This is a genomic window from Pseudomonas sp. GW822-FHT07A10 (genome assembly GCF_058798795.1).
The window spans coordinates 1-23,671 of record NZ_JBXAKV010000011.1 but is presented as its reverse complement, the minus strand read 5'-3'; the positions used below and the strand labels follow the sequence as shown (position 1 = coordinate 23,671).

19 protein-coding genes are annotated in these 23,671 nt (G+C 61.0%); 12 read left to right on the top strand and 7 right to left on the bottom strand.

Going from position 1 to position 23,671, the window contains the following annotated elements; translation table 11 throughout:
- Positions 1-37 precede the first annotated feature (37 nt).
- From AC1RL4_RS18860 to AC1RL4_RS18850, 3 genes are all read left to right on the top strand, one after another.
- On the top strand, positions 38-1,258 hold the full coding sequence (locus tag AC1RL4_RS18860) for a helix-turn-helix domain-containing protein (protein ID WP_230174961.1): 1,221 nt from the start codon (positions 38-40) through the stop codon (positions 1,256-1,258).
- Positions 1,259-1,308: 50 nt separating this feature from the next.
- Positions 1,309-1,941: a Vgb family protein gene (locus AC1RL4_RS18855; RefSeq protein WP_019580257.1), complete on the top strand. Its 633-nt coding sequence runs from the start codon at positions 1,309-1,311 to the stop codon at positions 1,939-1,941.
- A 258-nt stretch (positions 1,942-2,199) separates the two neighbouring features.
- Positions 2,200-2,379, top strand: a complete 180-nt coding sequence (locus tag AC1RL4_RS18850) for a hypothetical protein (protein ID WP_490134005.1) — start codon at positions 2,200-2,202, stop codon at positions 2,377-2,379.
- 18 nt (positions 2,380-2,397) lie between these two features.
- On the opposite strand, the gene AC1RL4_RS18845 is transcribed toward AC1RL4_RS18850, so the two are convergent.
- Entirely contained in the window at positions 2,398-2,667 is a 270-nt protein-coding gene (locus tag AC1RL4_RS18845) for a hypothetical protein (protein WP_019580258.1), read from the bottom strand.
- A gap of 370 nt (positions 2,668-3,037) precedes the next feature.
- On the opposite strand from AC1RL4_RS18845, the gene AC1RL4_RS18840 reads away from it, so the two are divergent.
- Entirely contained in the window at positions 3,038-4,138 is a 1,101-nt protein-coding gene (locus AC1RL4_RS18840; RefSeq protein WP_230175633.1) for a hypothetical protein, read from the top strand.
- A gap of 16 nt (positions 4,139-4,154) precedes the next feature.
- Entirely contained in the window at positions 4,155-4,508 is a 354-nt protein-coding gene (locus AC1RL4_RS18835; protein WP_230175634.1) for a DUF1428 domain-containing protein, read from the top strand.
- A 13-nt stretch (positions 4,509-4,521) separates the two neighbouring features.
- Here the strand turns inward: AC1RL4_RS18835 and AC1RL4_RS18830 are convergent, their stop codons facing one another.
- Positions 4,522-4,716 carry a hypothetical protein gene (locus tag AC1RL4_RS18830; protein WP_018930099.1) on the bottom strand — a complete coding sequence of 65 codons (195 nt, stop codon included), beginning with the start codon at positions 4,714-4,716 and terminating at the stop codon, positions 4,522-4,524.
- A 125-nt stretch (positions 4,717-4,841) separates the two neighbouring features.
- Between AC1RL4_RS18830 and thpR the strand changes: the two genes are divergently transcribed.
- Positions 4,842-5,381 (top strand): RNA 2',3'-cyclic phosphodiesterase, encoded by a 540-nt coding sequence (gene thpR, locus AC1RL4_RS18825; RefSeq protein ID WP_019580261.1) that lies wholly within the window; start codon positions 4,842-4,844, stop codon positions 5,379-5,381.
- A gap of 173 nt (positions 5,382-5,554) precedes the next feature.
- On the opposite strand, the gene AC1RL4_RS18820 is transcribed toward thpR, so the two are convergent.
- The 5 genes from AC1RL4_RS18820 to AC1RL4_RS18800 all read right to left on the bottom strand — a co-directional run bounded on the left by AC1RL4_RS18820 (position 5,555) and on the right by AC1RL4_RS18800 (position 10,648).
- On the bottom strand, positions 5,555-6,652 hold the full coding sequence (locus tag AC1RL4_RS18820; RefSeq protein ID WP_230175635.1) for a polyamine ABC transporter substrate-binding protein: 1,098 nt from the start codon (positions 6,650-6,652) through the stop codon (positions 5,555-5,557).
- Between the two features lie 55 nt (positions 6,653-6,707).
- A complete protein-coding gene (locus tag AC1RL4_RS18815) occupies positions 6,708-7,592 on the bottom strand; it encodes an ABC transporter permease subunit (RefSeq protein ID WP_230175636.1) in 885 nt (294 codons plus the stop codon).
- Positions 7,589-8,470 (bottom strand): ABC transporter permease subunit, encoded by an 882-nt coding sequence (locus tag AC1RL4_RS18810; RefSeq protein WP_167331203.1) that lies wholly within the window; start codon positions 8,468-8,470, stop codon positions 7,589-7,591. Before AC1RL4_RS18810 ends, AC1RL4_RS18815 begins: the two co-directional genes overlap by 4 nt.
- 29 nt (positions 8,471-8,499) lie before the next feature.
- On the bottom strand, positions 8,500-9,642 hold the full coding sequence (gene potA, locus AC1RL4_RS18805; protein WP_018930104.1) for a polyamine ABC transporter ATP-binding protein: 1,143 nt from the start codon (positions 9,640-9,642) through the stop codon (positions 8,500-8,502).
- 244 nt (positions 9,643-9,886) lie between these two features.
- Complete coding sequence (locus AC1RL4_RS18800) at positions 9,887-10,648, bottom strand: gamma-glutamyl-gamma-aminobutyrate hydrolase family protein (protein WP_086944873.1); 762 nt, start codon at positions 10,646-10,648, stop codon at positions 9,887-9,889.
- 279 nt (positions 10,649-10,927) lie between these two features.
- Here AC1RL4_RS18800 and AC1RL4_RS18795 point away from each other — a divergent pair, with 279 nt between their 5' ends.
- The 6 genes from AC1RL4_RS18795 to AC1RL4_RS18770 form a co-directional block, all read left to right on the top strand.
- Positions 10,928-12,304, top strand: a complete 1,377-nt coding sequence (locus AC1RL4_RS18795) for a glutamine synthetase family protein (RefSeq protein ID WP_018930106.1) — start codon at positions 10,928-10,930, stop codon at positions 12,302-12,304.
- A 209-nt stretch (positions 12,305-12,513) separates the two neighbouring features.
- A complete protein-coding gene (locus AC1RL4_RS18790; protein WP_230175637.1) occupies positions 12,514-14,004 on the top strand; it encodes an aldehyde dehydrogenase in 1,491 nt (496 codons plus the stop codon).
- Positions 14,005-14,056: 52 nt separating this feature from the next.
- Complete coding sequence (locus AC1RL4_RS18785; protein ID WP_230175638.1) at positions 14,057-15,352, top strand: NAD(P)/FAD-dependent oxidoreductase; 1,296 nt, start codon at positions 14,057-14,059, stop codon at positions 15,350-15,352.
- Between the two features lie 381 nt (positions 15,353-15,733).
- A complete protein-coding gene (locus tag AC1RL4_RS18780) occupies positions 15,734-16,282 on the top strand; it encodes a cupin domain-containing protein (protein ID WP_008011722.1) in 549 nt (182 codons plus the stop codon).
- A gap of 337 nt (positions 16,283-16,619) precedes the next feature.
- Entirely contained in the window at positions 16,620-18,326 is a 1,707-nt protein-coding gene (locus AC1RL4_RS18775; protein ID WP_019580266.1) for a ShlB/FhaC/HecB family hemolysin secretion/activation protein, read from the top strand.
- 24 nt (positions 18,327-18,350) lie between these two features.
- A partial coding sequence (locus AC1RL4_RS18770) for a two-partner secretion domain-containing protein (RefSeq protein ID WP_493119902.1) occupies positions 18,351-23,671 on the top strand: 5,321 nt, incomplete at its 3' end.

Genomic DNA, 23,671 nt, shown 5'->3' with positions numbered 1-23,671 from the left:
ACATCGGACGGTGGGGGGCACAAGTGGCGCAGTTCACATGGATTCGCTGATCACCGCAGCAGCGCGTGCGCTCGCGGCGGGTGATCCGCTCGGCGCGCTGAACCGCATCGCCCTGCGCAACGACGCACCTGCACTTGCCCTTCGTGGCATCGCGATGGCGCAACTGGGTGACCTTGTGCGAGCGAAGGCGCTGGTGCGAAGTGCCGCGCGGGCGTTCGGTGCGAAGGAGGCCTTGGCCCGCGCGCGGTGTGTCGTCGCCGAAGCCGAGATCGCGCTCGCCTCGCGTGACCTGAACTGGCCGGTGAAGGCGCTCGACGCCGCGCGGGCGACGCTTCAGGCACACGGCGATTGGGTCAACGCCGCCCATGCGCGCTATCTCGAGATTCGCCGCTTGCTGCTGATCGGGCATCTCGACGAGGCCGAGCAACGTCTCGCCGAACTCGACCCGACGCCATTACTGCCTGCGTCGAGGGCCGCTTACGAACTGGTTCTGGCGGGCATCGCGATGCGTCGTCTGCAAACGAAAGCGGCGCGTGCTGCACTTGTTCGGGCCGAGCATGCCGCGCAGCACGCGGGCATTGCGGCGCTCACCGCCGAGGTCGAAAGCGCCTCGCATATCCTCGATACGCCAGCGGCGCGGCTGATTATCGATGGGCAGGAACGGCCGCTGCTACTCGATGAGATTGAAACGTTATTGGCGTCCCCCACGCTGGTGGTGGACGCCTGCCGGTACGTCGTGCGCGACGCAGGCTCGTCGGTTTCGCTCGCCCGGCGTCCGGTGCTGTTTGCGCTCGCTCGGGCGCTGGGCGAAGCGTGGCCCGCCGACGTGCCAAGGGAAACGCTGATTGCGCGAGCCTTTCGGATGAAGCACGCGGATGAGTCCCATCGCGCACGGTTGCGCGTCGAACTCGGGCGGCTGCGCGGGGCGCTGCACCTGATCGCCGACGTGGTTGCGACCCCGCGAGGGTTTGCGCTGGTGCCACGGGTTGCGCCTGACGTCGTGGTGCTGGCGCGGCCTGTCGAAGAGCAGCATGCGACGCTGCTCGCTTTTCTCGCTGACGGTGAGTCGTGGTCGAGTTCGGCCCTGGCGTTGGCGCTCGGCGCCAGTCAGCGCACCGTGCAACGAGCCCTCGACACGCTGGCGGCGACCGGCAAGGTGCAGTCATTCGGTCATGGTCGGGCTCGTCGCTGGATGTTCCCGCCGGTACCTGGATTCGCGACGGGATTGTTACTCACGGCGTTGCTGCCCGGTGATTAGCATCCTCTTCACTACCCCAGTGAACGCAGTCAGTAAACGAGGAGCAAGACATGAAACATTCAACGGCTGAAATCATCCGCGAATACGGGCCTTTTCCAGGCATAGACCATGTGCATGGCGTCACCCATGACGGTCAGCGTGTCTGGTTTGCCTCCGGCGACAAACTCAACGCCCTGGACCCGGCCAGCGGCAAAACCCTGAAATCGATCGATGTCGCCGCCCACGCCGGCACAGCCTTCGACGGCCAGCACCTGTTTCAGATCGCCGAGGATCGCATCCAGAAGATCGACCCGCAGACCGGCCGTGTGATCTCCACCATCCCCGCGCCCGGTGGCGGTGGTGACTCAGGGCTGGCGTGGGCCGAAGGCACGCTCTGGGTCGGTGAGTATCGCGAGCGCAAGATCCATCAGGTCGACCCCCAGACCGGAGCGGTGCTGCGCACCCTGGAATCCAATCGCTTCGTCACCGGAGTGACCTGGGTCGAGGGCGATCTGTGGCACGGCACCTGGGAAGGTGACGAGAGCGAGCTGCGACGAGTCGATCCGGCTACGGGCGAGGTGTTGGAGAGTGTCCAGATGCCGGCTGGTGTCGGCGTGTCGGGGCTGGAGTTCGATGGCCACGACCGGTTTTTCTGCGGCGGTGGCAACAGCGGGAAGGTAAGGGCCGTGCGCCGGCCTGAATGACAGGCTGCGACTATAAAACGGCTTTGTATCAGAGCGCTTGCAGAGGCGGCGAGTGTGACTGCCGCCTTTGGGACCGTGCCCTATGGGGGAACTTGGAAATAGCCGATTGGTCCGCTCCCTGAAAAATCTGTGGAATATGAGTCATTTACGATACAACCATTACCCATTCTTTACATTGGAACGGTGCTCAAACCCCCGCAAACACTGTCTGAAAGGGCGAGAAAGGTTGTTTTTCTCGCCTAAACAGAGAGTGACGTAATGAAGTTGAACAAAGTTGTAAAAGCGGCGGTGGTCTTCGCCTTGTTGTCGTCCCTGTCGGGCTGCTGGATGTTCTTCCCACCAGGTGGTGGTGGTGGTGGTGGTGGTGGTGGTGGTGGTGGTGGTGGTGGTGGCCATCATGGAGGTTTTGGGGGTGGGCCCGGTGGCGGACCACGCTGAGCAGCTTCACTCAGCGTGTCAAAAGGTGAACGCTTGCGCCGAGCGTGACGAACGCTGAGTCATCTCGGTTTCCAGCAGATGCTCAACCAGCACATCATTCAAAAAACGGAACTGATCGTTGAGCCCGACCACTTCGTTACTGAAGTGGTTGGTGGCTGCCGGTATCAGCAAGGTTTCGAATTGCTTATCGAACACCAGCGCGACCGCTTTGCGAGAGATCACCTGCTGGGAATAGTAGTTGCTGCCGAACACCGGGAAACTCACGGTAAGGCTGACGGAATAAATCATGATGTCGGCTCCTCGGTTTGACCGATTTCCAGCACCAAGCGGGAAAACAGGGTCAGGGTGATGGCCGTCAGGGCAAGGCAGGTCAGGAGATGGATCAACATGGTGTGCCCCTCCGATGCGGGGTTTAAGTGGCGATAAGTTGATCCTGCGCCCAGCGTTTTTTTTGCGGAAGGCATTCGCGGCGATGGTGAATATCGACGTGGATGATGGTGGCGTTCCTCGATGGACTTGCGGGCCTGCTCGCGCAGGCATTTTTGAAGGCGCTACCACACTTCCTGACGGACGGCCCCCGGCCCCGACCTATACTCAAATCAACATGCTTTTGCGCGTCAAACACTCCGTTCGACGCAGACTGTAGGACACCGCGATCTTGAACCTGCGTTCGCTGATCGCCGCTGTGTTGGTGGTACTGGCGGGATGCGTCACACCCGCGCGTGCCCCGGTAGCGGTGGCGCCGGTAGTGGTTTCCCAGAGCACCTGGCAGCAGGTGGACCAGGAAATTGTCGCGGCTTCGCAGCAGGCCACCGAACAGGCCAGGGTATACGCCCGCGGGTCCATGGAACATTGGCGCACGCGGGTTTACGAACAGACTGAAGAAGTCTTCATTCCGTGGTTCAGTAGCTACTGGACCCAGGAATGGCTGTCAATGAAGGTCAGCTGGTACACCATCAGTGCCGGGGGCGAGCAGGATGCCTCGGCTAAACGCCTGGCGGCCTATCTGTTGGAACAATATCACCAGAAAGTGCTGAACCCGGTAGCGGTGGAGATCGATCCCGACGAGATACTCGGGCAGGCGACGGCGTTTTACGTGCAAGCTCTCGGCCAGCAACTTCAGGTCATCTCCCAGCGTCACGGCGTACCGATGGCGCAGCTCAACGAGCGTATCCAGAAAATTCCGGCGATTTCGCTGGGGCCGCCGCCCGCCCGTGACGCGTCGCTGTATCAGGTGGTGCACAGTGAACCGCTGACTAAGTTGCCGGCCTACGCGGCGTTGATCGACAAGATCCACGCGGCAGGCGGTGAGAAGGGTATTGCCTCGACGGACGCCGGCATGACGCCGGTGGCCAAACGCGCAAGTAAGCGGATGGAAGCCGAAATGGCCCCACGAGGCGCGGCCGGTGCCGTGGCGGCAGCGGCGGGGAAACTGGCCGGGGCGTTGATTTCCCTGGGAGTGGCGGGGGTGCGTGCGGTTATTCAAGCCAACGACCGACCTGATAGCGAGGCGCTGATCCGCAGCAGCCTGGGCGACTCATTCGACAAGGCGTGGCTGAAGCTGGTGCAAAACCCTACCACCGGTGTCATGGCCGGAACGCTGTACATGGCCGGGCAAATCGAAGGCGGCTTGGCCCAGCCCCTGGCCCAGCCTGTTGCACAACCTGTCGCTCAGCCCGTCGAACCGTCGGTCGGCTTGGGTGCGGGAACTGTCGATTGGAGCCACGCTGGATCGACTACCCAGCAGATCAACCCATAACCCGAGGAGAATGATCATGGCTTACGTTGATGGCTTCGTCGCAGCGGTGCCCAAGGCCAACCGCGAAAAGTTCAAGAAACACGCGGAGTCCGCCGCGGCGATTTTCAAGGAGAACGGCGCGCTCAGCCTCGCTGAATGCTGGGGCGACGACGTGCCTGATGGCAAAGTGACGTCGTTTCCCATGGCGGTCAAACTCAAGGAAGACGAGACCGTGGTGTTTTCCTGGATCGTCTGGCCGGACAAGGCCGCCCGTGACGCCGGCATGGCGAAACTGATGAGCGATCCGCGGATGCAACCGGACGTCAATCCGATGCCGTTCGACGGCCAGCGGGCGATTTTTGGAGGTTTCGAAATGCTCGTCAAAGCCTGAAGAGGCGGCAGGATCACTCCGGAGTCGGGGTGATCCTGCAGCTTTTGCGATTGCGAATCTCGCTGTCCGACGGCCGCTCCTTGATGAACTCGAAGCGCGGCTCGCCTTCGTTGTAATGAACCAGCCAGCCCCATTCCAGCTCGGACTCATCCTGGCCGGGCTTCGGTGGCACGGCCCACCATGGCTCTTTGCTGATGACCTGACGCATGGCGTCCTCCCGTCTATTCGGTTGCTTCAACTATAACGCGCATGCCGACAGGTGCCAGAAATGGGCTTGCTGGCGTGGTATCCCTTTGTAAAATCAAAGGGTCCCCGAGCGTTGAGGTGCCAGACATGAGCGATGAAACCCGCGAGCCGTTCAAACGGCTGTTCTTCGCCCTGAACTGCGCCCCCGAACAACGCCGGGCCATTGCCCAATGGCGCGCCGCACTGGGGCTCAACATCGGGCGCCCGGTGCCGGCGGAAAACTTTCATCTGACCCTGCTGTTTCTCGGCACGGTGGGCATGGCGCAAATAGCGGGTGTCTGCAAGGCCGCCGCCAATATCCGCACGTCCGGCGTGCCGTTGACGGTGGTGCTGGATCGGCTGGACGTCTGGCGTCGCTCCGGGGTGTTGCTGCTGGCGCCCGCGCAGGCGGCACCGGAGCTGCTGCGCCTGGTGTATGCGCTGGAGCAGGCCATGCTGCCGTTCGGTTTTGAAGACACCCATCGGGAATTCCGCCCGCATTTGACCCTGATGCGCGACTACCGGGCGCCGGTCCCCGAATCCGCGACGCCGCCGGAGTTTTACCTGCGCGCCGATCGCTTCAGCCTGTTCGAGTCTCATAAAGGCCGGTACATAGCGCTGGCCGAGTGGCCGCTGGTCGCTTCATAAGCCCACAAAAAAAGGCGCCCGAGGGCGCCCGAAACTCACCTTAACCGAGGAAGCCAGGTGAGGCCGTTCATCAGAGAGGAGTGCAGCGGTGGTAAGGCGCTGCGTGAACGGAAAAAGGGAAAGCGATGATCGTTCCCACGCGGAGCGTGGGAATGATCAGTGCCAGTGGGGGGTTACTTACCGAGCTTCACCCGCGTCCAGCCCCGGGTCATGATCCGCTGGGTGGCGATTGGCATGTCAGGAATGGCATACAACGTCGCCATCACCGCTTGCGGCGGATACGACCCCGGGTCGTCGCGAATCGCTTCATCCACCAACGGCGTGGCCGCCGCGTTGGCATTGCTGTAGCCGATGCTGTTGGTGACTTCGGCAATGATGTCCGGGCGCATCAGGAAGTTCATGAACAGGTAGGCGTTGTCGACGTTGGCGGCGTCCCGTGGGATGGCGACCATGTCGTAAAAGCTACCGGCGCCTTCTTTCGGGATGCTGTACTCGATCTTGACCTTGTCGCCGGCTTCCTGGGCGCGGGCCTTGGCTTGCAGCACATCGCCGGAGTAACCGACGGCGACGCAGATGTTGCCGTTGGCAAGGTCGGAGATGTATTTCGACGAATGAAAGTAGGCCACCGATGGCCGGATCTTCATGAACAGCGCTTCGGCTTCGGCGATTTGCGCCTTGTCCCGGGAGTTCACCGGGTAGCCCAGATAGTGCAGGGCAGCCGGAAGCATTTCCGTCGGCGAATCCAGAAAGCTGATGCCGCAGGCTTTGAGCTTGGCGGCGTTTTCCGGTTTGAACAGCAAGTCCCAGGAATTCACCGGCGCATTAGTGCCGAGCACTTCCTTGACCTTGACCGGGTTGTAACCGATGCCGATCGAACCCCACATGTACGGGAAGGCGTGGCCGTTATCCGGGTCGCTGGCCGAGGCGTTTTTCAGCAGCACCGGGTTGAGGTTTTTCCAGTTTGGCAGCTTCGATTTGTCCAGTTCCTGATAGACCCCGGCCTTGATCTGCTTGGCCAGGAAACTGTTGGACGGCACCACGATGTCATAGCCCGATTTTCCCGCCAGCAGCCGTGCCTCAAGGGTTTCGTTACTGTCGAACACATCGTAGGTCACGCGGATGCCGGTCTCGTCTTCGAACTTCTTGACGGTGTCCGGGGCAATGTAATCCGACCAGTTGTAGACGCGCAGAACCTTGTCATTGGCCTGGGCGCCAGCGGTGATTGCGCCCAATAAGGACAGTGTCAGCAGAGTCCTGCCAAACATTTTCATCGGTACAACTCCATTTCTTGTTTTTCAAAAACGCAACGCTGTGAAACGCGACGGCCTAGGCCGTCGCTTCTACCAATTGCTTTTTCGGTTGTTGCCAGGACTCGCTGGCAGTCTGGTCCATCGCTTCCTGAATCGCCCGTTTGCGGGTGGCTTCGGCCCTGCGGCTGAAATACCAGACCATGAACGTGACGATCGACACCGCCAGCAGAATCAGACTGGCCACGGCATTGATCTCAGGCTTCACGCCCAGACGCACCGCCGAGAACACTTCCATCGGCAGGGTCGTCGAGCCTGGCCCCGACACAAAGCTCGCCAACACCAAATCATCCAGCGACAAGGCAAACGACATCATGCCGCCCGCCGCCAGTGATGGCGCGATCATTGGAATGGTGATCAGGAAGAATACCTTGAGCGGCCGTGCACCGAGGTCCATGGCGGCTTCTTCGATGGACAAATCCAGCTCACGCAAGCGCGCCGATACCACCACCGCCACATAGGCTGCACAGAATGTGGTGTGAGCGATCCAGATGGTGACGATGCCGCGTTCCTGCGGCCAGCCGATCATCTGCGCCATGGCCACGAACAGCAGCAACAGCGACAGACCGGTGATCACTTCCGGCATTACCAGCGGCGCCGTCACCAAACCACCGAACAGCGTACGGCCCTTGAAGCGCGTCACGCGGGTCAGCACAAACGCCGCCAATGTGCCGAGCGCCACCGCGGCAATCGCCGTATAGCAGGCGATTTCCAGCGAGCGCACCACTGAGCCCATCAGTTGCGTGTTGTCGAGCAGGCCGACGTACCACTTCACCGACCAGCCGCCCCACACCGTCACCAACTTCGAGGCGTTGAAGGAGTAGATCACCAGAATCAGCATCGGCAGGTAGATAAACGACAGGCCGAGCACCAGCATCAATCGTGAAAATCCGAAACGGTTCATCCCCGTCCCTCCATCTCTTTGGCCTGGCTACGGTTGAACAGCAGAATCGGCACAATCAGGATCGCCAGCATCACCACCGCCAGGGCGGACGCCACCGGCCAGTCGCGGTTGTTGAAGAACTCCTGCCACAGCACGCGGCCGATCATCAGGGTTTCTGGGCCACCCAACAGTTCCGGAATCACGAACTCACCGACCACCGGAATGAACACCAGCATGCAGCCTGCGATGATCCCGTTCTTGGCCAGCGGCACCGTGATTTTCCAGAAGTTGTTGAAGTTGCTCGAGCCCAGGTCCGATGCGGCTTCCAGTAGGCTGCCATCGTGCTTCACCAGGTTGGCGTACAGCGGCAGGACCATGAACGGCAGGTAGGCGTAAACCACCCCGATGTACACGGCGGTGTTGGTGTTGAGGATCTCGATCGGCTGCGACGTGAGCCCGGTCCACATCAAAAACGCATTGAGCAATCCGTTGTTGCTGAGGATGCCCATCCACGCATACACGCGGATCAAGATCGCGGTCCAGGTCGGCATCATGATCAACAGCAGCAAGACGTTTTGCGCTTCCTTGCTGGCCTTGGTGATCGCATAAGCCATCGGGAAACCGATCACCAGGCACATCAGCGTGCTTAAGAATGCGACCTTCAACGAGCCAAAGTAAGCCGAGATGTACAACTCATCTTCGGTCAGCAGCGAGTAGTTGCCGAGGTTCAGCAGCAGCTGAAATTTCTGTTCGGCGAAGGTGTAAATCTCGGAGTAGGGCGGAATGGCCAGGGCTGCTTCCGAGAAGCTGATCTTCATTACCAGGAAGAACGGCAACAGGAAAAACAGGCACAGCCACAGGAATGGAATGCCGATGACCATTTTGCGGCCACTGGGCACCAGGCGCAGGAACTGCTGATTGAAGGTTCTCATGAGCGCAGTACCACGCCGCTGTCGTCTTCCCACCACACGTAGACCTGATCGTCCCAGGTCGGGCGTGCGCCACGGCGTTCGGCGTTGGCCATGAACGACTGGACGATCTTGCCGCCAGGCAACTCCACATAAAACACCGAGTGGCCACCGAGGTAGGCGATGTCATGCACCTTGCCTTCGGACCAGTTGTAGCGGGTCTCGGGCTTGAGGGTGCTGACCAGCATTTTTTCCGGGCGGATGGCGTAGGTGATCGACTTGTCCTGCACCGAGGTACTCACGCCGTGGCCGACGTAAATCTTCTGCGCAAGGTCCGGGCTGTGGATGATCGCGTGACCTTCCAGGTCTTCCACAACGGTGCCGTCGAAGGCGTTCACGTTGCCGATGAACTCGCAGACCATGCGGCTGACCGGCGCTTCATAAATGTCGACCGGGCTGCCGATCTGGGCGATCCAGCCCAGGTGCATGATCGCGATGCGCTCGGCCATGGTCATGGCTTCTTCCTGGTCGTGGGTCACCATCACGCAGGTCACGCCGACGCGTTCGATGATTTCCACCAGCTCCAGTTGCATCTGCGAACGCAGCTTTTTATCCAGTGCGCCCATCGGTTCATCGAGCAGCAACAGCTTCGGGCGCTTGGCCAACGAACGCGCCAACGCCACACGCTGACGCTGACCGCCGGACAACTGATGCGGTTTGCGTTTGGCGTATTGGGTCATGTGCACCAGGCGCAGCATTTCTTCGACACGGGCATCGATTTCGCTGGCGGGCAAACGGTCCTGCTTGAGGCCGAAGGCGATGTTCTGCGCCACCGTCATGTGCGGGAACAGCGCATAGGACTGGAACATCATGTTGATCGGCCGTTCGTAGGGCGGCATGTCAGTGATGTCGACACCGTCGAGCAGAATCCGCCCTTCGGTCGGGCGCTCGAAGCCGGCGAGCATGCGCAGCAGCGTCGATTTGCCCGAGCCGGAACCACCGAGCAAGGCGAAGATTTCGCCTTGATGGATCTCCAGGGACACATCGTCCACGGCGGTGGTTTCGTCGAATTTCTTGGTGACGCGGTCGACTTTCACCAGCACCTTTTTCGGTGCCTGGTGACCATCAAGAGCCTTCCTGTAGATGCTGGAGGCGTTTGCCATATGAAACTCCCAACAGGTTTCAGTCGTCGGGCCAACACGGCCTGACTTAAGAGTGGATTGCAAACCCGGGCCTGGCGATGCCATTGAATTCAACGCTTACCGCTCGGGCTTATTCGGCACCGCCGTCCTGGCTGCCTGGTCGTACTTGTTGTTATTGCGGTTCATCTATTACGTGAGCCACCGGCGCGCAAAGGCACGCCCGCCAGACTCACGGGGGCAGTCAATCGATTAGAAATGTTTGAAGTCAGCGCGTATTACGCAGCGCCGCCCGTTGTCGGCACGCCTCGCCAAACGCCTGGAAAATACTCAAATAAGGGGGATTCGAAAGCACCTGCCATTCCGGGTGCCACTGCACGCCGACGGCGAAGGTTTTGCTGTGCTCGACGGAGATCGCCTCGATCAAACCATCCGGCGCGATCGCCTCAGCGCGAAGGCCGGGTGCGAGTCGGTCGATGCCCTGGCTGTGAATCGAATTGACCTGGAATACCTGCGGCAGGTCCAGTGCTTCGAACACACCGCCCGGTTGCACAGTCACCGCATGGGCCGCGGCGTACTGCACGGCCAGATCGGGACTGTCCGCTTCCCGGTGATCGAGCATGCCGGGCAGTTCGTGCACCTTCTGATGCAGGCTGCCGCCGAACGCCACGTTCATTTCCTGAAAGCCCCGGCAGATGCCGAGCACCGGAACACCGGCGGCGATGGCTGCGCGCAATAAGGGCAGGGTGGTGGCGTCCCGTTGCGGATCGTGATCCGTACCGGGAGCGCTGGCCGGGCCTTGATAGTGGAAAGGCTCCACATTCGACGGCGAGCCGGTCAGCAACAGACCGTCGAGCTGCGCGAGCAGCGCATCGGTTTCGGTCAGGTCGCCTAAGGAAGGAATGACCACTGGCAGCCCCAATGCCGCGACGCTGACAGCACGCAAGTACTTGTCGCCGCTGACGTGGTAGGGGTGCAGGCCAATCTGTTTGACGCACGCAGTAACGCCGATCAATGGCTTGAATGCCATTTTTATCACCTCGAAGTTTCACACTTGAACGAGCTTTTCCGGAGCTTAGCCTTGTTGATTTTAATTAACAACTCTCATGTAAAAAATTCTAAACGCCGAACGTCCGATGCTGAGGGTCTACGCGGTGTTCAAGCCTGATATGGCACTCTGGTGCCCAAAAAAGGCCAGAAAATAAAGGCTGAAAGGCCATGTGTTCGCTATTGACTTCACTTTGCCGTTCGGGTTGACTGGCTCTCGCAGGTGAAGTGAACATAATAATTAACAGCTAATAGGTGCATCATGTCGGTCCCTCTGCGTGCCGTTCAACTCAACGAAGCAAACGCATTCCTTAAGCAACATCCTGAGGTTTTGTACGTCGACCTTCTGATTGCGGATATGAACGGTGTGGTGCGCGGCAAGCGCATCGAGCGCACCAGTCTTCACAAGGTCTACGAAAAAGGCATCAACCTGCCGGCGTCACTGTTTGCCCTGGACATCAACGGTTCCACGGTGGAAAGCACCGGCCTGGGTCTGGACATCGGCGACTCGGATCGCATCTGCTATCCCATCCCCGATACCCTCAGCATCGAACCCTGGCAGAAGCGCCCGACCGCGCAATTGCTGATGACCATGCATGAGCTCGAAGGCCAGCCGTTCTTTGCTGACCCGCGCGAAGTGCTGCGTCAGGTGGTGAGCAAGTTCGATGACATGGGCCTGACCATTTGCGCGGCGTTCGAACTGGAGTTCTACCTGATCGACCAGGACAACGTGAACGGTCGTCCGCAGTCGCCACGCTCGCCGGTGTCGGGCAAGCGTCCGCACTCGACGCAGGTGTACCTGATCGACGATCTGGATGAATACGTCGACTGCCTGCAAGACATCCTCGAAGGTGCGAAAGAGCAGGGCATCCCGGCTGACGCCATCGTCAAGGAAAGCGCCCCGGCGCAATTCGAAGTCAACCTGCATCACGTCTCCGACCCTATAAAGGCCTGCGACTACGCGGTGCTGCTCAAGCGTCTGGTGAAGAACATCGCCTACGACCACGAGATGGACACCACGTTTATGGCCAAGCCATATCCGGGTCAGGCGGGCAACGGTCTGCACGTGCACATTTCGATTCTCGACAAACAAGGCAACAACATCTTCGCCAGCGAGGATCCCGAGCAGAACGCCGCGCTGCGACATGCGATCGGCGGTGTGCTCGAGACCCTGCCGGCGCAGATGGCGTTCCTCTGCCCGAACGTCAACTCCTACCGTCGTTTCGGCGCGCAGTTCTACGTACCGAACTCGCCAAGCTGGGGCATCGACAACCGTACCGTGGCGGTGCGCGTACCCACCGGTTCGGCGGATGCCGTACGCATCGAGCATCGTGTCGCCGGCGCCGATGCCAACCCGTACCTGCTGATGGCTTCGGTACTGGCCGGTATTCACCACGGCCTGACCAACGAAATCGAGCCGGGCGCCCCGGTGGAAGGCAATAGCTACGAGCAGAACGAGCAAAGCCTGCCGAACAACCTGCGCGATGCATTGCGCGAACTGGACGACAGCGAAGTCATGGCGCGCTACATCGACCCGCTGTACATCGACGTGTTCGTGGCGTGCAAGGAAAGCGAGCTGGCCGAGTTCGAGAACTCCATTTCAGACCTTGAGTACAACTGGTACCTGCACACGGTTTGATGGGCCTGAACGGTGGGTCAATGCCATTGATGTCGAATGTGAGGCCCCCTTCGCGGGCAAGCCTCGCTCCTACAGGGATGATGCGTCCCTTGTAGGAGCGAGGCTTGCCCGCGAAGGCACCAGCACAGCCACCATCGAAATCACCTGACACGCGACATTCGCCGGCACCAATAGAACGATCAACTATTCCTCTGCGTCGAGTCACAACCATGACAAACACTCGCAGCGACTGGGAGCAACGCTTCCAGTCCTTGACACTGGAAGGCCGCGCATTCATCGACGGCCAATACTGCCCGGCACTCAGTGGCGACACCTTCGAATGCATCAGCCCGGTCGACGGCCGCTTTCTGGCGAACATCGCCAGCACCGACGAAGCCGACGCCAATGCGGCAGTCGCCGTCGCGCGCCGTGCATTTGAATCCGGCATCTGGGCGCGGTTGGCGCCCGCAGAACGCAAGCGCATCTTGATTCGCTTCGCGGACTTGATTCTGGCCAACCAGGAAGAACTGGCGCTGCTGGAAACCCTCGACATGGGTAAACCGATCAGCGATTCCATGAGCATCGACATTCCAGCGGCCGCCAACGCGATCCGCTGGAACGCCGAAGCCATCGACAAGATCTATGACGAAGTCGCCGCCACCCCGCACGACCAATTGGGCCTCGTCACTCGTGAGCCGGCAGGCGTGGTCGCCGCGATCGTGCCGTGGAACTTCCCGCTGATCATGGCCAGCTGGAAGTTCGCCCCAGCCTTGGCGGCAGGCAACTCGTTCATCCTCAAGCCTTCGGAAAAATCACCGCTGACGGCGATCCGCATCGCGCAACTGGCCCTCGACGCCGGCATCCCCAAAGGCGTGTTCAACGTGTTGCCGGGCTTCGGTCACACCGTCGGCAAGGCGCTGGCGTTGCACATGGACGTCGACGTGCTGGCCTTCACTGGCTCCACCGCGATTGCCAAGCAACTGATGATCTACGCCGGGCAAAGCAACATGAAACGGGTGTGGCTGGAGGCGGGCGGCAAGAGCCCGAACGTGGTGTTCGCCGATGCGCCGGACTTGCGCGCAGCGGCTCGGGCAGCGGCCAGTGCGATTGCCTTCAACCAGGGCGAAGTCTGCACCGCCGGCTCGCGCCTGCTGGTGGAGCGCTCGATCCGCGAGCAGTTCATTCCGTTGCTGGTGGAGGCGCTGCAAGCCTGGAAACCGGGGCATGCGCTCGACCCTGAAACCACCGTCGGCGCCGTCGTCGACCAGCGCCAATTGGACAATGTGCTGCGCTACATCCAGGTCGGCAAAGACCAGGGCGCGCAACTGATTGCTGGCGGCAATCGTGCCCTCGAAGGCACCGGTGGCCTGTACGTGGAGCCAGCGATTTTCGACGGCGTGACCAATGCCATGACCATCGCCCGGGAAGAAATCTTCGGCCCGGTGCTGTCGTTGATCACCTTTGACACCGCTGAAGAAGCCCTGCAGATCGCCAACGACAGCATCTTCGGCCTCGCCGCTGGTGTGTGGACCAGCAATCTCAGCAAGGCCCACACCTTCGCTCGCGGCTTGCGCGCCGGCAGCGTCTGGGTCAACCAGTACGACGGCGGCGACATGACCGCGCCGTTCGGCGGGTTCAAGCAGTCGGGTAACGGTCGGGACAAATCGCTGCACGCGTTCGACAAGTACACCGAACTCAAAGCGACCTGGATCAAGCTCTAACACTTTTACAGCGGCGGTCGCCGGCATAGGCCGGCGGCCCTCGGAGAAATGTATGAAACACAGCTCTACACAAAATCATGTAAACAGCTATTACGCCGCAACCCGCAACCAGACCGGCGATTACCCGGTGCTTGAAGAACTGGTGGAATGCGATGTCTGCGTGATCGGCGCCGGCTACACCGGGCTGTCCTCGGCGCTGTTCCTCAGCGAAGCGGGCTATAGCGTAACGGTACTGGAAGCAGCCAAAGTCGGCTTCGGCGCCAGCGGTCGCAACGGCGGTCAGTTGGTCAACTCCTACAGCCGCGACGTCGATGTAATCGAAGAGCGCTACGGCGACAAGACCGCCGAAGTCCTTGGCAGCATGATCTTCGAAGGCGCCGACATCATCCGTTCGCGCATCAAGGAATACGACATCAAATGCGACTACCGCCCCGGTGGCATCTTCGCAGCGCTGAACAAGAAGCAGCTCAATGGCCTGGCCGAGCAGAAGCGTAACTGGGAACGCTACGGCAACAACAACCTGAAAATGCTCGACGCCTCGGACATCCAGCGCGAAGTCGGTTGCGACAACTACGTCGGCGGCCTGCTGGACATGCAGGGTGGTCACATCCACCCGCTGAACCTGGCCCTGGGCGAAGCCGCTGCGATCATTCGCCTGGGCGGCAAAATCTACGAACAATCCGCCGCCGTAGACATCTCCTACGGCGAGCCGATTACTGTGCGCACCGCCAAAGGCGTGGTGCGGGCCAAGTACCTGCTGATCGCCGGCAACGCCTACCTGCCGCAAGACCTCGACAACCGCGTGACCCGCAAAAGCATGCCCTGCGGTTCGCAAATCGTCGTCACCGAGCCGTTGTCGGAGAAGGTCGCCCGCAGCCTGATCACCAATAACTACTGCGTCGAAGACTGCAATTACCTGCTCGACTACTACCGCCTCACCGCCGACAACCGCCTGCTGTACGGCGGCGGCGTGGTCTACGGCGCCCGCGAGCCGGACGACATCGAACAACTGATCCGCCCGAAGATCCTCGAGACCTTCCCGCAACTCAAGGACGTGAAAATCGACTACCGCTGGACCGGCAACTTCCTGCTGACCATGTCGCGCATGCCGCAATTCGGCCGCATCGAGAAAAACGCCTATTACATGCAAGGCTACAGTGGCCACGGCGTCACTTGCTCGCACCTGGCCGGCAAACTGATCTCGGAAATGATCCGCGGCGACGCCGAACGCTTCGACGCCTTCGCCTCCCTGCCACACATGCCGATGCTCGGCGGCCGCACCTTCCAGGCCCCACTCACCGCCATGGGCGCGGCGTATTACGCCTTGCGAGACCGCTTCGGCATCTAGGTTGAACCTGCCGGCGGTCTCCGCCGGCCAAGCCTACGCATCAATCCTGTGGCGAGGGGGCTTGCCCCCGTTCGGCTGCGAAGCAGTCGTAAAATCAGCCCATTCGGTGTACCTGATACGCCGCGTGGGCAGGTTTTTGGGCCGCTTCGCGACCCGACGGGGGCAAGCCCCCTCGCCACAGTTTCTAAACCAGAACTGACTGACATCAGAAGCCGACAGCTTTTTTGCCAGCCGTTTATCGAACCTGCTGAGCTGCACCGACAAACGTGATTTAATACCCGCCTTCCACGGTTCCGGGACGGGAAACGGCGTAATCCGCGGCCACCAGTCGCCCGCCACCCACCCCCATTACCCCTTAAGTAGTTCTCACATAAGGCTGTCATGGACACGGGCTCACGACTCAAATTAGTACGCGAAAGCTATAAACTGTCCCAGCGCGAGCTGGCCCGGCGTAGCGGCGTCACCAATGCCACCATCTCCCTGATCGAACAGAATCGCGTCAGTCCCTCCGTCAGCTCCCTTAAAAAACTGCTCGAAGGCATCCCCATGTCCTTGGCGGACTTCTTCACCTTCGACCAACCGCCGCGCGAGCATCAGTACGTGTTTCGCGCCAATGAACAGCCGGATCTCGGGCGTCATGGGTTGCGGTTGTTGTTGATCGGGGCTTCGGTGCCGAGTCGGCAGATGCGGCTGTTGCGCGAGCAATACGCGCCTGGGGCGAGCTCTGGGGAAGAGCCAATCGTGCATGCTGAGGGGGAGGAGTGTGGGCTCGTAACTCGCGGCACGGTTGAGTTGACGGTGGATGGGCAGATTAGTGTGTTGAATGCCGGGGATGGGTATTACTTCCCGACGACGCTGCCGCATCGGTTTCGCAATATTGGGGCGGATGAGGCAGAAATCATCAGCGCCAACACCCCGGCTAACTTCTGATACCTAAAGCAGACATTAAACCTGTAGCAGTCGATAGCAGCCGTTCATGGTCGCTATCAATGAAACCCGGACAGAGTCCGGGTTTTTTATTGCTTAAAAAAAGATCCTGCCGTTTGGCACTCGGCTTTTTCTCTGCGGACTACAGCGCCTTGGCGTTGCGAGCATTTTTCTACACCACATCAGGAAATGTCCTGCGCTCTCGTCGGAAGCGCCCGATTTAGCCATTACAAGTTGTCCCTTAACCTCCATCGAATGGATCCATTCATTGACGCCAGAATAATGGCCATCTAATATCGCGCCACCATTGTGCCATTACTCTCCATTCGAGGGATCGAACATGTACCCACCCGCCCTCGTGGCGAGGTTGTGCCTGGCTTTGCTGTGCCTTTCTCCGCTGAATCTTGCTCACGCCGCCCCCACCCCCGGTGAAACCGATCTGATCCGCGAACGTCAGGATCGCTTGCTCGACGAGCAGCGTCGGCGTCTTGAGGAGCTCAAGGAATTACCCGGCAAGGCAACCAAACCCGCGCCTCCGACAGCCCCGGCCGACGCCCGTTGTTTCCCCATCAAGGACATCGAGCTCAAAGGCGCCGACAGTCTTTCGGACGGCGAGAAAAATCGCCTGCTCAAGCCTTACATCGGCCAGTGCCTGGGCGTTACGCAGCTCAACGAGTTGCTGAAAGTCATCACCGATCTGTACATCGAGAAGGGTCTGGTCACCAGCCGTGCCTACTTGCCGCAGCAGGATTTGTCCGGTGGGCATTTGAAGGTGCTGGTGGTCGAGGGCCGGCTCGAAGGGTTGAAGGGCGCGGAGGGCAGCCAGCTGTCGGACCGTGAACTGGCCATGGCTTTTCCCGGCAAGAGCGGGGAGCTGGTCAATCTGCGGGAAATCGAGCAGATGGTGGATCAGCTCAACCGCTTGCCGTCGAATCAGGCGCAGATGGAGTTGTCGCCGGGCAAGAACGTCGGTGGCAGTGAAGTGCTGGTCAAGAACACGCCGCAGAAGCCGTGGCGTGCCGGGTTGTCGCGCAGTAACGACGGCCAGCGCAGCACCGGCGAGCAGCAGTGGGGCACGACGTTCGATTGGGACAGCCCGCTGGGCCTGGCCGATCAGTTGATGCTGCGTGGTGGTCACGATGCGATGAGCGATCACCAGCACACCTCCAACAACGCGATGCTCAATTACAGCGTGCCGTGGGGCTGGTGGAACTTCAGTTACACCTACAGCCAGAGCGAGTACCGCTCGCAAGCCCAGGCCAACGGTTTCAATTTCAAGCAGACTGGCGACAGCGAAAACCATCAGCTGCGCGCCGAGCGGGTGATCCATCGCGACGCCCTGAGCAAGACCTCCCTCAGCACCGGTCTCTCGTACCTGCGCACCAACAACTTCATCGAAGACAGCAAGCTCAAGCTGAGCAGCAACCGCATCAGCGAAGCGCAGTTCGGTATCAACCACGGTCGGCGGGTCGGCAGTGCCTTCGTCAACCTCGACCTGGGCATGCAACAAGGCATCGGCGCGTTCGACGCCCAGGGTAACGGTGATCCGGGCCCCGGCGAGCCGAACGCGCGTTACCGCAAATACACCGCCACCGCGAGCTATCTGCAGCCGTTCAAGCTGTGGGGCGAGTCCTTCAGTTTCAGCAGCCTGATGACCGGCCAGCGCAGTGAAGACGTGCTGTTCAGCCCGCAGCGCACCAGCCTTGGCGGGCAGTCGTCGATTCGCGGTTACAAGGACCAGTCGTTGTCCGGCGACAGCGGCGGCTACTGGCGCAACGACCTGCGCTGGAGTCGTCCGGTGACGCTGGAGTGGCTGCGCCCGGTGTTCGCTGAATACGGCACCAGCCTGGGTTACGACCAGGGCGTGATCCGTGGCGACCGCTACAACGGCGATCAGCACGGGCGCATGTCCAGCGACTCCGTGGAGCTGTTCGCCCGGGGTCAGCATGTGGCCGCCAGCGTGACTTTTGCCCATTCCCTGGAACGCCCTGACGTGCTGACCGAACGCGAAGCGCCGATCTACTTCCGCGTGGATTTTTTTCTCTAATTACGCCTCTTCGAGAACACTGACATGGACGTTCGCCACTACGCCTTCCTCGCTGGCCAGCCCTCGGCTGCGGTCAAAAACCGTGAGCACTTCTGGGGCATGCCCAAGCGCAGGTTGGCGTTCCTGTTGGCCAACGTCATGTTCTGGCAGCCGATATGGGCCCAGGCCGACGGGATCGTGGTGGCTACGCCCGGCACCAGCCTCGGGCAGGCGGGCAACGGGGTGCCGATTATCCAGATCGCCACGCCCAACGGCACGGGGCTGTCGCATAACCAGTTTCACGATTACAACGTCGGCACCCAGGGCGTCATCCTCAACAACGTCGCCAACCAGACCGGCGCGACGCAACTGGGCGGGATCATCATCGGCAACCCCAACCTGACCAACGGGGTCGCCGCGCAAACCATCCTCAACGAAGTGGTCGGCGGCAGCCCCAGCCAGTTGCGCGGTTACACCGAAGTGGCGGGGCAGTCGGCACGGGTCATCGTGGCCAACCCCTACGGCATCAGTTGCAACGGCTGCGGCTTCATCAACACCCCGCGCGTGACCCTGACCACCGGCAAACCGGTGCTGGACGGTAGTGGTCGTCTGGATCGCTTCCAGGTCGATCAGGGCAGCGTCTCCATCGACGGCGCCGGGCTGAACGCCAACAACGTCGACCAGTTTGAAATCATCACCCGCAGCGCGAAGATCAACGCCGAGATTCAGGCGAAGAACCTGACCATCGTCGCCGGTCGCAACGACGTCAACGCCGACAGCCTCAACGCCACCGCCCGCGCCGATGACGGCAGTGCCAAACCACAACTGGCGATCGACTCCTCGGCGTTGGGTGGCATGTACGCCGGGGCGATCAAACTGGTGGGTACCGAGGCCGGGGTCGGGGTGAAACTCGATGGCAACCTGGCCGCCAGCGGTGGTGATATCCAGCTCGACGCCAACGGCCATCTCAGCCTGGCGCAAACCTCGGCCGCAGGCGCCGTCAATGTCAAAGCCGCCAGTCTCGATGCGCGTGGCCCGGTCTACGCCGGCACCGCCGTCAACGTGCAAACCCAAGGCAACCTGACCAACCAGCAAACCCTCGCCGCCCGGGACAGCATCGCGCTGACGGCCGGTGGTGTATTGACCAACAACGGCATCATCGAAGCCGGGGTCAACGCCGATACCAGCCGCAATGCCAGCGGTGATGTGAACCTGAATGCGCAGAATTTCACCAACACTGGCAAGAGCGTGGTGGCCAGCCGCAATCTGACGGTTAACACCAGCCAGACCCTGAACAATCAGGGCGGCACGTTGAGCGCCGGGCAAACCGCCAACATCACCGTCGGGACTTTGGACAACCAGAACAACGGCCGGGTGCTGAGCAGCGGCAATCTCAACCTCACGGCCAATCAGGTCCTCAACAGCAACGGTCTGATCACCAGTACCGGTCATCTCGACGCCACCCTCGGTCACCTGAACAACCGCACTGGCGAGCTCTCGAGCCTGGCCACCGCGACGCTGCGCATGGCCACGCTGGATAACGTGGCGGGGCTGGTGAACGCCGGTCAGGCCTTGAGCATCACCGCCACGGGGGCGGTGAACAACCAGGGCGGCAAACTGACCAGCCTCGACAGCCTGAGCCTCAACGCCGGTCAGGTCGATAACAGCAGCAAAGGCCGGATCGCCAGCAACAAGGCCCTGACGGTCAGTGTCAGCAGCCTCGACCAACACGATGGCGGGCAGCTCACCAGTAACACGTCGCTGACCCTGGACCTGAATCACGGTGAGCTGAATAACCAGAACGGTTTGATCAATGCCCCGGCACTGGTGCTGAAAAACCTCGCCCAGGTGAACAACCGCAACGGCGAAATATCCAGTGCCCAGGCGTTCACGCTGGCGGCCGACAGCCTCGACAACAGCGACGGCAAACTGCTCGGCAATCAGGCCGTGACCCTGCGCGTGCAGCAGGCGCTGACCAACGTCAAAGGCTTGATCGCGGCGGCCAACGTCGATGTGCAGGCCGGTAGCCTGAACAACAACGGCGGCACCCTGACCAGTCGCACCGGTCTCGAACTTCGGGTTACCGGCCAGCTCGACAATCAGGACCAAGGACTGATCAACGCCAGCCAAAACCTGAACATCAACGCGGCGAGCTTGAACAACCAGAACGGCGGCTCGTTGCTCGGCAGCGCCATTGCCATCGACTTCAGCGGCGCCATGGGCGACCTGAACAACGCCAACGGCCTGATCACCACCACCGGTCAACTGAGCATCCGCAACCTGCGGGACTTGAACAACCGTGGTGGTGAACTCTCCAGCAGCCAAAGCTACACGCTGACGGGCCGTAACCTGGACAACAGCGACGGCAAACTCATCAGTCGTCAGCAACTGGACCTCACCGCCGATGTCACCACGAACCTCAATGGTCTGATTTCCGGCTGGCAAAGCCTGAGCCTTCTGGGTGGTAGCCTCGACAACCGCAATCAGGGCACCTTGTCGAGCCGCGACGGTGACGTGCTGGTGGACCTCACCAGTGCCGTGCGTAACAGCAACGCCGGCGCTCTGGTCAGTAACGGCACGTTGAAGGTCACGGCGGCCAGCCTCGACAACAGCGACAACGGCATTCTTTCCAGTGCCGGTGCGCAAACTTTCGTCATTGCCGGAACACTGAATAACGCCCAGGGCGGTTTGATCGACAGCGGCGCCGCTCTGGATATCCAGGCCCAAACCCTCAGCAACGCCAATGCAACCATCAATGCCCAGCGGGACATCAGCTTCACCGGCACCGATCTGAACAACAGCGCCGGTACCTTGGCGGGCAAGGGCGCGATCACCCTCGATTTGCTCGGCACCCTGACCAATACCAGCGGCAAACTGGCGAGCAACGGCCCGCTGGTGATTCAGCGCGCGCAGCAGGTCGACAACCAGGGCGGCCAGCTTGCAAGCCAGGGTTTGCTGAGCCTGTTGACCGGTGGCCTCGATAACCGCAATGGCGGCACTGTCGCGGCCAATGATGGGTTGACGCTCACGGCCAGTGGCGTCGTACAGAACAGCGCCAACGGTCAGATCTTCAGCAGCAACGCCGGCCTGACGCTAAACGCCGTCAACCTCGATAACGCCAAGGGCACCCTGCAAAGCCAGGGCGACTTGACGGTGAAAACTCGCGGCGCCATCGATAACCAGAGCGGGCGCATCGTCGCCAAGAGCGGCAACCTCGACATCACCGCCGCCAGCCTCGACAGCCGCGGCGGTGTGCTCTCCAGCCTGCAAGGCGCCTTCAGCAGCCATATCACTGGCGTACTGCGTAACGGCTATGACCTGAACAACAATCGTCAGGGCGGGATCATTCAGGCCCAGAGTCTGGACCTCAAGGCACTGGCCGGCCTCGACAACTATGGCGGGCGGATCACCGCGCAAACCGGTGACGCCATCGTCGACACCGGCACCAACGGCAACTTCGACAACCGCAATGGCGGCCTCTACGCCAAGGGCCGGGTCAGCGTCACCGGCAATAACTTCGACAACAGCGGTGACAACGACGGGCAGATCGGCGGGCAGCAGATCGACCTGAGCTTGCGCGGCGCATTGAACAATCGCCTGGGCATCATCGAAAGTGAAAGCACCCTGGCCATCACGGCGGCGAGCGTCGATAACCAGACCGGACAACTGCGTGCATTGGGCGGCACTGGCAAAACCGCCTTCACCATCGGTGGCGTGTTCGACAACCGCAACGGCACCGTGGAATCCGCCAACAACGACCTGAGCCTCGGTGCCGGTGGTTTGCTGAACGTCGGCGGCAACGTGCTGCACGTCGGCACTGGCCTCTTCGACATTGCCACCGGACAACTGGGTGGTGCCGGCGGCAGCTTCGTCACCCGCGGTGGCCTGACCCTGACCGCTGACGGATGGACCAACAACAGCGTAATCCAGGCCGATCGCCTGACCGTCAATATCAATAGCCTCAACCAGACTGCCAATGGTCAGCTCTTGGCTGTCAGCCAACTGACTGGCAGCGGCGGCAACTGGAACAACGATGGCCTGATCGCCAGTGACGGCAACTTGAAGATCGACCTTGGCGGTACTTATTCGGGAAGCGGTCGGCTCAGCAGCCGGGGAACGCTCGGCCTGAGCGCCGCACAACTGAACCTCAACGCGGCCGCCAGCATTGCCGGTGGAGGGGACACCACCGTGTCGGTGGGTGGCCAACTGAACAATGCCGGGCGCTTGACGTCGGCTGCCAACCTGACCGTGAACGCCGGCGGGATCAACAACTTCGGGACGCTGGCCAGCGCTCAACAACTGACCGCCACCACCGGCTCGCTGGTCAATGATCGCGGGCTGATCTTCAGCGGCGGCAACATGGGCCTGCGGGTCAATGCGCTGAACAACAGCTACGCCAACATCTACAGCCTGGGCAACCTCACGATTGACCGTAACGGACAAGGCGCCCAGGCCGACAGCATCGTCAACAGTTCTGCGTCGATTCAAAGCGACGGCAGCATGAGCCTGGCGGCGAGCACGATACAAAACATCCGTGCGCTGTTGACCATCAGTAATGGCGGTATCTACACCGCCAGGATTGATGAGGGTGCGTGCAACCGGCCGCATTACAACAATGACTGCGGCGGTCCCGTGGTAACTCATACCTGGGAAATCACCCAGCGTGAAAAACTGGAAGTGACCGCCGCCAGTGCGGCGTCCAGCATCACCGCTGGCGGTAATCTGAACATCAACGGCGGCGAGCTGTTTAACCAGAGCAGCACCATCGCCACCAGCGGCAACCTCACCGCTACGCTGAACAACCTGACCAACACCGGCGTAGAGACCAACGATACCGAAACGGTGCGGGTGTACCGCAGCGAACGGACCGACGACGCCGGCGGCTTGGTTGATGCCGCCAGCGCCTTCACCGATCAGTACTGGTTTGCCAGCAGCGGTTATGACGCCAACCACCTCACCGGCCTGGAAGCGGCAATGGCCCACTTCATCGGCGCCACCGAAGTCGAGATGCCCGAGTTCCGCCAGGTCACCCAGTTGGCCACCGGCGATCAGAGCTATGCCGCCATTATCCAGGCCGCCGGTGCGGTCAATATCAACGCCCAGAACAACATCGACAACAGCGTCGTTCGCCCTGGCTACACCTACGTGGGCAGTGGCCCCCGCACGGGCACCAGTGCTTCGGGCAGCCAGTTCTCCACGCGCATCACCCTGAACCAACAACTACCACCGGACCTGGCGCAACAGCAGGTTAACCCGGTGAGTCTGCCCGGCTTCAGCCTGCCCTCCGGACAGAACGGCCTGTTCCGTTTGAGCCAGGAAGGCAGCACCAACCCGACCGGCACCGGCCCACAAAGCTGGAGCCTCAC

Coding starts and splice junctions, on each gene's coding strand:
- AC1RL4_RS18830 (WP_018930099.1), bottom strand. CDS start 4,716: ATGCGTCAGGTCATCAGCAAAGAGCCATGGTGGGCCGTGCCACCGAAG.
- AC1RL4_RS18775 (WP_019580266.1), top strand. CDS start 16,620: ATGTACCCACCCGCCCTCGTGGCGAGGTTGTGCCTGGCTTTGCTGTGC.
- AC1RL4_RS18780 (WP_008011722.1), top strand. CDS start 15,734: ATGGACACGGGCTCACGACTCAAATTAGTACGCGAAAGCTATAAACTG.
- AC1RL4_RS18785 (WP_230175638.1), top strand. CDS start 14,057: ATGAAACACAGCTCTACACAAAATCATGTAAACAGCTATTACGCCGCA.
- AC1RL4_RS18850 (WP_490134005.1), top strand. CDS start 2,200: ATGAAGTTGAACAAAGTTGTAAAAGCGGCGGTGGTCTTCGCCTTGTTG.
- AC1RL4_RS18815 (WP_230175636.1), bottom strand. CDS start 7,592: ATGAACCGTTTCGGATTTTCACGATTGATGCTGGTGCTCGGCCTGTCG.
- AC1RL4_RS18790 (WP_230175637.1), top strand. CDS start 12,514: ATGACAAACACTCGCAGCGACTGGGAGCAACGCTTCCAGTCCTTGACA.
- AC1RL4_RS18795 (WP_018930106.1), top strand. CDS start 10,928: ATGTCGGTCCCTCTGCGTGCCGTTCAACTCAACGAAGCAAACGCATTC.
- AC1RL4_RS18855 (WP_019580257.1), top strand. CDS start 1,309: ATGAAACATTCAACGGCTGAAATCATCCGCGAATACGGGCCTTTTCCA.
- AC1RL4_RS18845 (WP_019580258.1), bottom strand. CDS start 2,667: ATGATTTATTCCGTCAGCCTTACCGTGAGTTTCCCGGTGTTCGGCAGC.
- AC1RL4_RS18800 (WP_086944873.1), bottom strand. CDS start 10,648: ATGGCATTCAAGCCATTGATCGGCGTTACTGCGTGCGTCAAACAGATT.
- AC1RL4_RS18860 (WP_230174961.1), top strand. CDS start 38: ATGGATTCGCTGATCACCGCAGCAGCGCGTGCGCTCGCGGCGGGTGAT.
- AC1RL4_RS18835 (WP_230175634.1), top strand. CDS start 4,155: ATGGCTTACGTTGATGGCTTCGTCGCAGCGGTGCCCAAGGCCAACCGC.
- AC1RL4_RS18820 (WP_230175635.1), bottom strand. CDS start 6,652: ATGAAAATGTTTGGCAGGACTCTGCTGACACTGTCCTTATTGGGCGCA.
- thpR (WP_019580261.1), top strand. CDS start 4,842: ATGAGCGATGAAACCCGCGAGCCGTTCAAACGGCTGTTCTTCGCCCTG.
- potA (WP_018930104.1), bottom strand. CDS start 9,642: ATGGCAAACGCCTCCAGCATCTACAGGAAGGCTCTTGATGGTCACCAG.